This window comes from Corynebacterium sp. LK28 (genome assembly GCF_014335105.1).
Classification (GTDB): Bacteria; Actinomycetota; Actinomycetes; order Mycobacteriales; family Mycobacteriaceae; genus Corynebacterium; species Corynebacterium macclintockiae.
On record NZ_PDGZ01000008.1, the window covers coordinates 190,639 to 203,785 of the forward strand.

Below are 13,147 nucleotides of genomic sequence, written 5' to 3' on the forward strand. Positions count from 1 at the left end.
GTGAGATCGCAGCAACCCAAGACCACCGCCACGCGCGATCGTTTGATCGTGCAGGGGTGGTCTTTTCTTATCTCGCTGGTCACGCTGTGGCCTTTTTGGCTGGGGTTGCGCCCTGATTCTTCGAAGGCCTTCATGCTGCGGGATATGTTCGTCCCGCACTCGCTGCCGGAAAACTCCAACAACTTGGGCATCAACGATGGAGCCCCGCGCGCGTTGCCGCAGGATGCGATCCTTGCCCTGTTCTCCCCCACGATTCCCTCGACGATGCTGGCCAGCGCGTTGGTCATCGGCTCGTGTCTTCTGGGCTGCTATTTCGCCGGCGCGATGGTGCGCGATATGGCGGGTGGGCGGTTGTCCGCACAACTCGCGGCGGCTCTTTTCGTGGTGTGGAATCCCTTCGTCATTGAGCGTTTCCTGCAAGGCCAGTGGACGGTCGCCACCGCGGGTATGTTGTTGCCCGCCGTTGCTTATCTCGCAGCCGCGCGGCGCCACGGCCTGCTGTATGTGGCGATCTGCCTGTGCGGCTTCGTCCCTACGGGCCTGGTGCTGGCTCTGCTGACGTCGCTGGTCTTTGCCCCTTCACACGGGGAACGTATACGCAATCTTGTCGCCAGCGCCATCGCCTCACTGCCGTGGGTGCTTCCCGCCCTGTGGGTATCTAATTCTTCGGAGACCCGCTCCGATGCCCTGTCTGCCGCGTTGTTCTCCACCCGCGGCGAGACCTTCCTGGGCCCCCTAGCCTCCACCATGGGTCTATCGGGAGTATGGAACGCGGATGCCATCCCGCCGTCGCGCACCCTGTTTTCCGTCGTCGTCGGCGTGCTTTTGTGCATGGTTCTGCTGCGCGGCTTCAAGGAGCTGTGGCAGGTCTACCGCGCCGTTGCGGTGCTGACGGTTCTTTCCTTAGTGACGCCCCCTCTGCTGGCCACCGGTTGGGGCGTGGATTTAATGGGCTTTGCCATTAGCCACGTTCCCGGCGCGGGCATGTTCCGCGATACCTCGAAGTTCGTCTGCCTAGCTATCCCCGGATTTGTGCTGCTGATTGCGGTGGCCGTGGAACGACTGGACCCCAGCCGCACCGATGGGAAGTCTGCCAAGAAGTCGGCTGGAAAGTTCGCGCGCGCCACGTGGGCGCCGCGCGCGGCGGCGGCCGGGTTGGCAGTTGCGTGCGTGCTGACCGTACCGGCTTTCCCCACCGACGTGGCTCCGCTGAAGCGAGTACAGATGTCCAGCACGTGGGAACAGATGGCCAACATCGTTTCCGGGGCTCCGAATGGCAAGATCGTTTTGCTGCCCCCGGGCAACTACCGCACTCGGCACGATCGTCCGCACGTCGACCCGGGGTTGAAGTTGCTACCGGGCTCGCCGATGGATCCCGGGTTCCTGATCGTGGACGGCAAGATGGTGGACGGCAATCCGGCCAGTATGAAGATCCTGTCGGACCTGATGAGCGGCAAGAACACCCTGCAGCGCAATGGCGTGAGCTGGGTGGTGGTGGACTGGTATTCCATCTCTGATGGCGCGGCCATGTCAAAGGCCTTGCAGGTGCTGAATTCGCAGGGAATCCGGCGCGTCCTCAGTGCCGATAATTACGACCTCTACCGCGTGCAAAGTCCTACCCTGCCGCGTTCCCCGGTGCAGGATCAGGCACCACTGTTCGTTGGCATGACGTTCTATTGGATGCTCATGATGTGGGGTCTGTGCATTTGGCTATGGCGTAGCGTCCGCCAGATGCAGTCACCAGTGCGGGCCAAGACAGAGGAACGCTAGCTCCCAGCCGCCGCGCGGGCTTCTGCGCCGACCTCTTCGCACAGGAGGGTCTCCCACGCCCGGCCGGTGGCATCCCAGGAAAACTCCTCCGCCCGGCGCTTCGCCGCGCGCCCCATTTCCCGGCGCTTGTCCGGGTTATCCAGCAGGTATTCGACGGCGTTCATCAGCCCGCCGGGCGAATCGCACAGCAGGCCGGTCTGCCCGTCGATGATGGAATCGCGCAACCCGGCGGAAGATTCATAGCCCACCGTCGGCACCCCGTGCTGCCCGGCCTCGATCACCGCCAGGCCCCAGCCCTCCTTGCGGGAGGGCATCACATGGACGGAGGCACGGTTGAGGATCCGGTGCTTCAGCTCCTCGGAAACGAAGCCATGGAAGATCACCAGCGGCTCGATCCCCAGTTCGCGGGCGTAATCCCGCAGTCGGTCGGCCCACCACCCGTCGCCAATGATGTCCAGGCGCACGTTCGGGTGAGTGCGCGCCACAGCCGCCACCGCGTCCATGGCGTGCTCGATCTGCTTGTGCGGAACCAGTCGGGAAAGCGCCACCAGGTGAATCGTCTGCTCTTCGCTGGCGTGGTCGGAGTTGGGGCTAGGGGCGTCCGGAATCAAAGAAGGAGCAACCGGATCGATGCCGTTACGAATGATCTCGATGTTGCCGCGCGGCACACCGAGCTCCACGAGCTCCTCGGCGGACGGTGCAGAGACGGTGACCCAGCGACGGCGGCGATGGATCCACGGCGAGAGGGTTGATTCGATCAGCCAGCCGATGCGGGACAATACGGGGCCAGCGACGGACCACTGCTCACGGTGGCAGTGATGAGTCAGCACGACGGTGGGAGCACCGCTGACCAGGGAGGCGAAGAAGGGCACGCCGTTTTGGGTATCCACCACAACGTCCGGGCGACCGATATCCGCCAGCGAGCCACGCCCGAATCGCGCCGCCACGATCGCCGCCAGGGCGCGCGGGTACACAGTCAGGTTGCCGCCGCCGCGGGAGAAGCGAAAGTTGCGGCTGACCTGCTGCGATCGCGTAGAGCCAGGATAGTGGGCGGTGCGGAAAACCACCTGATGGCCCTGGGCAGCCAGGTGCTGGCCTACACGCTCCAAGTAACGCTCACTGCCGCCACCTTCGGGGTGGTCCGTGTCGCGCCAGCAGAGAAGCAATACTTTCATGATGAACACAATTCTAGCCAGCCCCGCCCGCGCCTTAGATAGCTTTGGCGAATCTTCCCCAGAACCGGCGCCGAACCTGCAAAGATAGACACTCGATGAGCCCGAATAACCGCCCTTCCCGCCAGCACTCCCAACAGCGCTCCCGGCAGCGCCAAGCGTTGAGCATCTTCCGCCGCCGCGCCACCCTGCGCCGTTCCTTCGGCCTGCTGAACGATTTTAAGTACGAGCAGACCCAGCCCGATATCTTTTACGGCCACCTGGCCGAGGACACGGTCGGGTTGATCCGCGACATTTACGCGGGTGTGCGCGGTACAGGCCAGAACGAGCCCCTACGCGACGCGAAGATCCTGGACGTCGGCGGCGGACCGGGGTATTTCGGCGTGGCCTTCGACAAGGCCGGCGCGGACTACTACACCTGCGAACCGGACGTTGGCGAGATGGCCGCCGCGGGCATCAAGCTGCAGACCTCGGTGCGGGGTTCGGGGCTGGACCTGCCTTTTCTTAGTGACGCCTTCGACATCACCTACTCTTCCAATGTCGCCGAACACGTACCGGATCCGTGGCGGATGGCGGACGAGATGCTGCGGGTGACGAAGCCAGGCGGAGCGATGATCTACAGCTACACGGTGTGGTTGGGTCCATTCGGCGGGCACGAAACCGGCCTGTGGCAGCATTACGTGGGTGGCGAGTTTGCCGCCCGGCGCTACGAGAAGAAGATGGGCAAGCCGCCGAAGAACCGCTGGGGCGAAAGCCTGTTTAACGTCTCCGCCGGCGAGGGCCTGGAGTATGCGCGCAAGGTGGACGGCGCCGAGCTAGTGGCCACATTCCCCCGCTATCACCCCTGGTGGGCATGGTGGATGGTGCAGGTTCCGGGGCTGCGCGAATTCGCGGTCTCCAACCTGGTGCTGGTGTTCCAGAAGAGCTAGCGCAAGCTCCGTTGGAGCGGGGGCACCATAAAGGGGCAGAAAAAGACATAAGACTACAACTATTTCCCCGAAGAACGGGTAATGTGGCGTGAGACACAAGTCTAGTGTTGTGACCTGCTAGGTCACTGGATTAACGAGCCACTGCCCTAGCCGATCATTGCACTAATGAATCACTGTCGAGAACGATAGGAAATAGGACTGACATGACCAGTAACACTGGCGCCCCTGAGGCATTCATTTACGACGCCGTCCGCACCCCCCGTGGCAAGGGTAAGCCGGGCGGTTCCCTGCACACTGTGAAGCCCGTTGACCTGCTCTCCGGTCTGATCGAGGCCATCATCGAGCGCAACCCGGGCATCGACCCCAACCGCATCAGCGACGTCATCGCTGGCTGTGTCACCCCCGTCGGCGACCAGGGCATGGACATCGCCCGCACCGCCGCCCTGAACGCCGGCCTGCCGTACACCGCCACCGGCTTCCAGGTGAACCGCTACTGCGCCTCCGGCCTCACCGCCGTGAACCTGGGCGCACAGAAGATCCGCTCCGGCTGGGACGACCTGGTCTTCGTCGGCGGCGTGGAGTCCATGTCCCGCGTCCCGATGGGCTCCGACGGCGGCGCCCTGGCAATGGACCCGGCCTCCAACTTCTACAACGACTTCATCCCGCAGGGTATCTCCGCTGACATCATCGCCAGCCTGGACGGCCTGACCCGCGAGGACCTCGACACCTTCGCTGCCCGCTCCCACGAGCGTGCATCCAAGGCCTGGGAAGAGGGCCACTTCGACCGCACCGTCGTTCCGGTGAAGGACCAGAACGGCATCACCCTGCTGGACCGCGACGAGACCATCCGCCCCGGCACCACCGTCGAGAGCCTGTCCGGCCTGAAGCCCGCCTTCGCCATGATCGGCGACCAGGGCGGCTTCGACGCTGTCGCACAGACCAAGTACCCGCAGCTGGAGCGCATCAACCACCTGCACCACGCCGGTAACTCCTCCGGCATCGTCGACGGCGCAGCCCTGCTGGCCATCGGTTCCGAGCAGGCTGGTAAGGACTTCGGCCTGACCCCGCGCGCCCGCGTTGTCTCCGTCGCCACCTCCGGTGTGGAGCCGACCATCATGCTGACCGCCCCGGCACCGGCCTCCCGCGCAGCTCTGGCAAAGGCTGGCCTGAAGCCCGAGGACATCGACATCTGGGAGATCAACGAGGCATTCTCCTCCGTCGTTCTGCGTGCACAGCGCGAGCTGAACATCCCGGACGAGAAGCTGAACGTCTCCGGCGGCGCCATCGCCATGGGTCACCCGCTGGGTGCGACCGGCGCGATCATCACCGGTACCGCCGTCGACGAGCTACACCGCACCGGCGGCCGCTACGCCCTGATCACCCTCTGTGTCGCAGCCGGCATGGGTGTGGCCACGATCATCGAGCGCGTCTAACTGACCTTTCCCGCAGACCAAAACACAAGAAACACTCAATTTTCTTCTGACAACCTCCCGCGAACGCAAGCGTGAGGGCGTCAATAAATAAAACAAGGAGCATCACACATGAGCATGTTCAAGTGGGACCAGGATGGCGACGGCATCGTAACCATCACCATGGACGACCCGAACCAGCCGGTCAACACCATGAACGACACCTTCCAGGGCGAGCTGCCCGAGCTGGTGGAGAAGCTGCAGGGCGCAGTGGAATCTGGCGAGGCCAAGGGTGTGGTCATCACCTCCGCGAAGAAGACCTTCTTCGCCGGCGGCGACATCAAGTCGATGATCAAGTCCACCCCGGAAGACGCAGAGGCAATCACCAAGCAGATCAACGGCATGAAGGCCGGCCTGCGCGCCATCGAGACCCTCGGTGTGCCGGTTGTCGCCGCCATCAACGGTGCGGCGCTCGGCGGCGGCCTGGAGATCGCTCTGGCCACGCACCACCGCATTGCTTCGGACGCCAAGGGCCTGAAGGTTGGCCTGCCAGAGGTCACCCTGGGTCTGCTGCCGGGTGGCGGCGGTGTGACCCGCGTGGTCCGCATGCTGGGCATCCAGGACGCACTGATGAAGGTCCTGACCACCGGCCGTCAGTTCCGTGCGGAGGACGCACTGAAGACCGGCCTGATCGACGAGGTCGTCCCGGCTGACCAGCTGATCGACGCTGCCAAGAAGTGGATCAAGGAGAACCCTGAGGCTTCCCAGCCGTGGGACCAGAAGGGCTTCAAGATCCCGGGCGGCACCCCGACCAACCCGCAGCTGGCACAGTTCCTGCCCTCCTTCCCGGCTAACGTGACCAAGCAGATCAAGGGCGCACCGATGCCGGCTCCGAAGGCCATCCTGAAGGCCGCCGTTGAGGGCGCACAGCTGAAGAACATCGAAGAGGCCACGGCCGTAGAGACCCGTTACTTCGTGGAGCTGGTCACCGGTACGACCTCCAAGAACATGATGCAGGCATTCTTCTTCGACCTGCAGTACTGCAACGGTGGCGGCTCCCGCCCGAAGGACGTTGAGAAGAAGCAGTTCAAGAAGCTGGGCATGGTTGGTGCCGGCATGATGGGCGCAGCGATCGCTTACGTGGCAGCAAAGGCTGGCATGGAGGTTGTGCTGAAGGACATCAAGATGGAGGCTGCCGAGAAGGGCAAGTCCTACTCTGAAGGCCTGGAAGCTAAGGCACTGAAGCGTGGCAAGACCACCGAGGAGAAGTCCAAGGCTCTGCTGGATCGCATCAAGCCTTCCGTCGACTACGCTGACCTGTCCGACTGCGACATTGTGATCGAGGCCGTGTTCGAGAACACCGAGCTGAAGCACAAGGTATGGGCAGAGATCGAGGCTGCCGTGCCGGAGGATTGTGTGCTGGGCTCCAACACCTCTACCCTGCCGATTACCGAGCTGGCTACGGGTGTAAAGCGCCCGAAGGACTTCATCGGCATCCACTTCTTCTCCCCGGTCGACAAGATGCCGCTGGTGGAGATCATCAAGGGCGAGGAGACCTCCGACGAGACCCTGGCTGCGGCCCTGGACTTCACCGGCCAGATCCGCAAGACCCCGATCGTCGTGAACGACTCCCGCGGCTTCTACACCTCCCGCGTCATCGGTTTCTTCCTGAACGAGGCTATGCGCATGCTGGCTGAGGGCATCGACCCGGCCGTCATCGAGGCCGCTGGCCGCCAGGCTGGCTACCCGGCACCGCCGCTGCAGCTGCAGGACGAGCTGAACCTGAAGCTGGCCCGCAAGATCGGTTCCGAGACCCGCGCTGCCCAGGAGGCTGCTGGCCTGACCGTCGACGACGGTGGCGTGACCGAGATTGTGGACAAGATGCTGGACGTCTACGACCGCCCGGGCAAGCTCGAGGGCAAGGGCTTCTACGAGTACAACGAGGAAGGCCGCCGCACCGGCCTGTGGCGCGGCCTGTGGGACGAGCTGGGCGCCGGCAAGGTGAAGGTCGCCGACGGCGAGTCCACCGTTGCAGGCACCGGCCTGGATTCCGCCGCTGCCGGCGCAGCCCAGAAGGCTGCCGCTGACCCGAGCGGCGTAGCTGCTGGCTCCAACGTTCCGGCTGACGCACCGGCCTTCATCGACCTGGTGGAGCGCCCGCTGTTCGCCGAAGCTCTGGAGACCCAGAAGTGCATCGACGAGGGCGTGCTGACCTCTGATGCGGATGCCAACATCGGCTCCATCATGGGCATCGGCTTCCCGGCATGGACCGGCGGTACCCGCCAGTACATCAAGAACTACGACCGCCCGGCCGCCGCAACCCTGCCGGAGGGCAAGGTTGCGGACCGCGACGGTGGCGACTACCCGACCCGCGGCGTTGCAGGCTTCGTTGCCCGCGCCGAGGAGCTGGCCGCTAAGTACGGCGAGCGCTTCACCCCGCTGGAGTCCCTGAAGAAGTAGTTCTTCTGTCGCCCCTTTAGTGACTAGCCCCGGTTATTGGTTCTGCGGAGCCACTAGCTGGGGCTAGTCCTTTACTTCCGTCTTGTGCAGCTGCGCATCCAGGTCCTCCGGGTCCAGATTCGCCTCGGAGAACGCACTAGTCAGCGGCAGGCGTAGCTCCAGGTCGGTTCCTGGGCAGAGTTCGATCTTTCCCTCATCCAGCGTGAAGTCCAGCACGTGCCCGCCGACGGTGCGCGAATCGTCGATGAAGTGCACGTGGCATCCGGGGACGGAAATCCCCTTCTCGTAAACCGGCGTGCGGAAGCCCGCGATAATTCCCGTGACGTCGGTGAAGTGCTGCTCGGCGTCCTCCTCCGTCACCTCGACCATCGGCCGATACGGCGGCTCTTGTTTCACGACCGTGCGGGTGACCACGCTGCTGAAGTGCCCGGTAATGCGGACGGCATACATGTAGTTCGAGGAGGGCGTCATGCCGTCAATAAACTTCGACAGGTCCGCGCGGCGGATGTTTTCCGGGGCGCGACGACGAATGCGCGGCACGAAGTTGGTCGCCACGGCGTAAGGGCTGCGGGTTTCCAGGTCAGCGCGGGTGGCGCTGCCGTCGTGGCGCAGCTGGTAACAAACGCCATCAATGATGACCATCTCGCCATCCAGCGCGTCGAACGTCCCCAGCCCGAAGTTGCCCTTGCCCAGCAGCTCGCCGACGGTCATCTCGCCGTCGTAAATGCCGTCCAGCAGGGCGGTCATCAGGGAGTTCTGGAAGATTGTGTGCCTAGTTACCGGTGAGTCACTCATGCCCCCATTGTTGCTGCGCTCGCCCGTCGCTCGCTTTTCTTAGTGACGCCCCTCCCGTCTCAACTACCCCCAATGTGGGGACGGGGGCACCGGATCGGTGGGTTGGAAACTAGCTGCCCTTCTTGACGGTGATAGTCCAGCCAGCGTCGGTGGTTTGCTCAAATTCCGTGACTTCGTGGCCGTCGGTAGCTGCCCACCGCGGGATGGCATCCGTGGCCTGGGTGCAGTCGAAGTCGATCTTCAGGGAATCTCCGACTTCCAGGTCGGCCATGGCTGCCTTTGCGTCGACCAGCGGGAACGGGCACACCGCACCAAGTGTGTCGAGCTTGTAGGTGCGATCGCCGACCAGTTCGAGGTCACTCTTCGCCGCCGCGCTGCCCGCAGCTGCATTGTTCGCAACTGGAGCATTTCGATCCAGCAGCAGGGTTCCGGTGGTGTGGAATCCCAGATGCTCTGCCATAGCGTTCAGCTCTGCGGCGGACTGTGCGTCGCGCGGAGTAGACTGCGCCTGACCAGCGTTCTGGCCGGTTGGCTGGGCAGTTGGCTGGACAGTTGGCTGGCTGTCCCTTGGGCTGGATGCCTGCCCCGGCACCGCGTCGGTGGGCTTGAGCCATAGCTTGGCGGCAATTCCGATTCCAATCGAGATGAACAGCAGCGCGACCCAGCCCTGGTAGCTAAACAGGGAGGTCTGCACCATGCCGTTGCCCACGGTGCAACCGCCGGCGGCAGAGGCCCCCACGCCCATCAGCACGCCACCGATGACAGAACGAACAGCCTGCTCAGCGGAGGGGACGCGCAGGCGGAATTCACCGGATGCCTTAGCTGCAAAGAAGGCACCCACCAGCAGACCAAGCACCAGCATGACTCCCCAATCAACCGTGTCTTCACCGCTGATCAGGAACTTGGAAAGGTTGGACGACGGGCTGGTGATGCCAAGACCGTCATTGCGACCCGTCGCTGCCGACAGCGGCCATGCGAGCACACCCAATGCGCCGATGATGGCCGCTGTGGGGTAAAAGTGCCACGGCTTCTCCGCCAGCAGGTGAGCCAGACCAGTCTTCTTTGGCTTCAGAGTCGCCATCTTCGGCGCCTGAGCTTCCTGCGCCAGGAAGCGGCGGGTCAGGAAGGCAACTCCCAAGGCAAATGGAATAACGAGCCACCAGACCGAGATTCCCAGGGAGGCGTGCACCGTAGTAATCGGCAGCTTCCAGCTGCGCAGGCCTTCGTTGAGGGCGGCCAGCGAGCCGCCCTTCATAGCGGCAGCACTGCCGGCGTAGAAGACCAGCGCCAGCCACGAGCCGATGAGACCCTCAGCGGAGCGGTACCAAGTACCGGATGCACACCCGCCCGCCAGCACGATGCCCATGCCGAAAAGCAGGCCGCCCAGAACAACGGCGAGCGGTGCAAACGGCTTGTACTCGGGAGTAATTACTCCCGCAGTTGTAAGCGCAGCCAGGCCGACCGCGTGCACCGCAATGACGATGAGCAGGGCGGTAAAGCCCCGCCAGGTCTTGTTCAAGAAAATGTCTCGGATCATGCCGGTCACGCAGAACCTGCCGCGTTGCATAACCCAGCCGAGGACAGCGCCTAAAGCTAGTCCGGTGAGAATCATGGGTTCCCCTACTCTAAATCAAAAATGAACCGATCTGTCTAGTTTGTTGCGGCCATACTAGTCCGCACTTACCTCCCCTTGCAAAAACGCAGCACCACAGACCGCCGCCACAAGGTCGCCGACGAGTATTAATAACGGCGGTTGGTTCAATCCCATAACCCACAACCAATAGCAACCTATTAATCGTTGAGACTTTACAAAGCCAATGCTATAATGAGTGGTGAATCGCAATCGCACCGCCTACATTGCCGACCTGGAATCTATTTCAACTTCGCGACGTCGCCGAAGAAAATAGGTAGGCTTTGTGGCGACGGTTACGAAACAACTGCCAAGAAAATCCATCGAAGCCAAGCCTTTAGGAGGCACAGCATGTCCCTCATTAACACCGAGATTCTGGACTTCAAGAACCCCGCATTCCACAACGGTGAATTCACCGAGGTCTCCAAGGACGACGTCCTGGGCAAGTGGTCCATCTTCTTCTTCTACCCCGGCGACTTCACCTTCGTCTGCCCCACCGAGCTGGGCGACCTGGCTGACCACTACGAAGAGCTGAAGGGCATGGACGTAGAGGTTTACGCGGTATCCACCGACTCCCACTTCGTGCACAAGGCATGGCACGCAGAGTCCGAGCAGGTCGGCAAGGTGAACTACTACATGCTGGGCGACTCCACCGGCCAGCTGACCAACAACTTCCAGAACATGCGCCCGGGCGCCGGCCAGGCCGACCGCGCAACCTTCCTGGTAGACCCGGAGGGCAAGATCCAGTACATCGAGCAGACCGCCGAAGGCATCGGCCGCGACGCTTCCGAGCTGGTTCGCAAGGTCAAGGCTGCTCAGTACGTTGCAGCTCACCCGGGCGAAGTTTGCCCCGCCAAGTGGGAAGAAGGCGAAGAGACCCTGACCCCGGGCATCGACCTGGTTGGCAAGATCTAACTAAACCTTCCACTCCCCTCCCCGCTGAATAGAGGCGGGAAACCCACGGCGGGTCGGGCTTTCCTTACACGGATCCCGCCCGCCGTTTTTAGTGCCTCCCGAAGAACCCACGCGTGGCGCGTTTTCCCCTTGGGTGGCGTCAATAAGAAAAGAAAGCGAGCAACCCACAATGGCTAAGCAACTACTAGACGACAACCTGCGCAAGCAGCTCGGTCAGCTCGTCCCGCGCATCACCGAAGACGTCGAGCTGGTGTACGGCCTGGACGAGCGTTCGGCCTCCGAGGACCTGGAGAAGCTGCTGCAGGACATCGCCGAGCTATCCGACAAAATCACCGCGCGCCGCGACGACGACGCACACGACCGCAAGCCTGCCTTCAGCATCGTGCGCACCGGCAGCGACATCTCCGTGACCTTCGCGGGCATCCCAATGGGGCACGAATTCAGCTCCCTGGTACTGGCACTACTGCAGGTCGGCGGTAACCCGATCAAGGAAGACAAAGACCTGATCGAGCAGGTAGAAAACCTGGACGGCGACTACGAATTCGTCACCTACATGTCCCTGACCTGCCAGAACTGCCCGACCGTTGTGCAGGCACTGAACACCATGGCGGTGCTGAACCCGCGCATCAAGCACACCGCGGTGGAGGGCTCGCTGTTCCAGGACGAGGTCAACGAGAACAACGTCCTCGCCGTGCCGACCATCTACCTGAACGGCGAGGAGTTCGGCCAGGGCCGCACCACCATCGAGGACTTCGTGCGCAAGCTGGACAGCGGCTCCGCAGCGCGCGAGGCGAAGAAGCTGAACGAAAAGGACGCCTACGAGGTGCTGGTCGTTGGCCAGGGCCCGGCAGGTGCAGCAGCCTCTATCTACGTCGCCCGTAAGGGTCTGAGCGTTGGCCTGATCGGCGAGCGCTTCGGCGGCCAGGTGCTGGACACGAACTCCATTGAGAACTTCATCTCCGTACCCTCCACCGAAGGGCCGAAGCTGGCGGCGGAATTCGAGGAGCACGTCGGCCAGTACGACATTGACGTAGTGAAGGCCCAGGCTGCGACCGGTCTGACCCCTGCCGCCGAGGAGGGTGGCCTGCACACGGTGCACTTTGGGGATGACGCCACCCTGCGCGCCCGTGCCCTAGTTATCGCTACGGGCGCACAGTGGCGAACCCTGGGCGTTCCAGGCGAGGAGGAGTACCGCAACAAGGGCGTGACCTTCTGCCCGCACTGCGACGGCCCGCTGTTCAAGGGGAAGTCCGTGGCCGTGATTGGCGGCGGAAACTCGGGCATTGAGGCTGCGCTGGACCTTGCCGGTGTGGTGAAGCACGTGACGGTTCTGGAATTCGGCGAGGCCTGCCGCGCGGATGAAATCCTGATGCAGCGCGTGGAGGAAACCGCGAACATCGACGTGATTACGTCGGCAGCTACTACGGAGATTGTGGGCGATGGCAAGAACGTCACCAGCCTGAACTACACGGATCGGACGAACGATGAGTCGAAGTCTCTGGACGTGGCGGGCGTGTTCATCCAGATCGGCCTGGTGCCGAATACTCAGTGGCTGGGCGAGAGTGGCCTGGAACTGAACAAGATGGGCGAAATCGTGGTGGACGAGCACAACGCCACCAGCATCCCCGGCGTGTACGCCGCCGGCGACTGCACCGCCGTGCCTTTCAAGCAGATTGTGATCGCCCAGGGCGCCGGTGCCAACGCTGCGCTGGGCGCGTGGCAGTACACGGTGACTGCGCCGAAGGCGTAGCTGGTTTGGTGGCACCCTTGCGGTGCCCTATACCAGGCTTAAATGTCGGAAAAGTTGCAAAACGTTATTGGGTACGTTCTTCGCTTATGCAAATTACCTGGTCAGAGCGTTTTACGTGACCAGAGTTTTGAGCCAACATTTACGTTTTGCAACTTTTCCGACATTTTCGTACCTAGCCCCCCCCTTCCACGGAGCGGGTTTTGCGCCACAGCGCCCCACAAAAGCCTCTTCCGCCCAGGCCGAACAGCCCACCACATACTCGTGAGCGCAGCGACTGGTGCGAAAACCACAGCCGCGTGAATAAACACATGCTGCCC

9 protein-coding genes are annotated in these 13,147 nt (G+C 62.8%); 6 read left to right on the top strand and 3 right to left on the bottom strand.

Translation table 11 applies throughout. From position 1 onward, the window contains the following. Positions 1–1,770, top strand: coding sequence for a hypothetical protein (locus CRD15_RS03095; protein ID WP_187401879.1), 1,770 nt, complete (start codon positions 1–3; stop codon positions 1,768–1,770). Here the strand turns inward: CRD15_RS03095 and CRD15_RS03100 are convergent. After that, positions 1,767–2,945, bottom strand: a complete 1,179-nt coding sequence (locus CRD15_RS03100) for a glycosyltransferase family 4 protein (RefSeq protein WP_034969429.1) — start codon at positions 2,943–2,945, stop codon at positions 1,767–1,769. The genes CRD15_RS03095 and CRD15_RS03100 overlap by 4 nt on opposite strands. 95 nt (positions 2,946–3,040) lie before the next feature. Here CRD15_RS03100 and CRD15_RS03105 point away from each other — a divergent pair, with 95 nt between their 5' ends. The 3 genes from CRD15_RS03105 to CRD15_RS03115 all read left to right on the top strand — a co-directional run bounded on the left by CRD15_RS03105 (position 3,041) and on the right by CRD15_RS03115 (position 7,740). Beyond that, positions 3,041–3,871, top strand: coding sequence for a bifunctional 2-polyprenyl-6-hydroxyphenol methylase/3-demethylubiquinol 3-O-methyltransferase UbiG (locus CRD15_RS03105; protein ID WP_080719580.1), 831 nt, complete (start codon positions 3,041–3,043; stop codon positions 3,869–3,871). 203 nt (positions 3,872–4,074) lie between these two features. Next, a complete protein-coding gene (locus CRD15_RS03110; RefSeq protein WP_034969431.1) occupies positions 4,075–5,304 on the top strand; it encodes an acetyl-CoA C-acetyltransferase in 1,230 nt (409 codons plus the stop codon). Between the two features lie 108 nt (positions 5,305–5,412). Beyond that, complete coding sequence (locus tag CRD15_RS03115; protein WP_187401880.1) at positions 5,413–7,740, top strand: 3-hydroxyacyl-CoA dehydrogenase NAD-binding domain-containing protein; 2,328 nt, start codon at positions 5,413–5,415, stop codon at positions 7,738–7,740. A 63-nt stretch (positions 7,741–7,803) separates the two neighbouring features. Here CRD15_RS03115 and budA read toward each other — a convergent pair whose 3' ends face one another. After that, a complete protein-coding gene (gene budA, locus CRD15_RS03120; RefSeq protein WP_034994376.1) occupies positions 7,804–8,535 on the bottom strand; it encodes an acetolactate decarboxylase in 732 nt (243 codons plus the stop codon). 109 nt (positions 8,536–8,644) lie between these two features. Further along, positions 8,645–10,147 carry a YeeE/YedE thiosulfate transporter family protein gene (locus CRD15_RS03125; protein ID WP_034994378.1) on the bottom strand — a complete coding sequence of 501 codons (1,503 nt, stop codon included), beginning with the start codon at positions 10,145–10,147 and terminating at the stop codon, positions 8,645–8,647. A 369-nt stretch (positions 10,148–10,516) separates the two neighbouring features. On the opposite strand from CRD15_RS03125, the gene ahpC reads away from it, so the two are divergent. Next, a complete protein-coding gene (ahpC, locus tag CRD15_RS03130; protein WP_034969440.1) occupies positions 10,517–11,080 on the top strand; it encodes an alkyl hydroperoxide reductase subunit C in 564 nt (187 codons plus the stop codon). Between the two features lie 169 nt (positions 11,081–11,249). Continuing rightward, positions 11,250–12,830 carry an alkyl hydroperoxide reductase subunit F gene (gene ahpF / locus CRD15_RS03135; protein WP_187401881.1) on the top strand — a complete coding sequence of 527 codons (1,581 nt, stop codon included), beginning with the start codon at positions 11,250–11,252 and terminating at the stop codon, positions 12,828–12,830. The last annotated feature ends 317 nt before the right edge of the window (positions 12,831–13,147 follow it).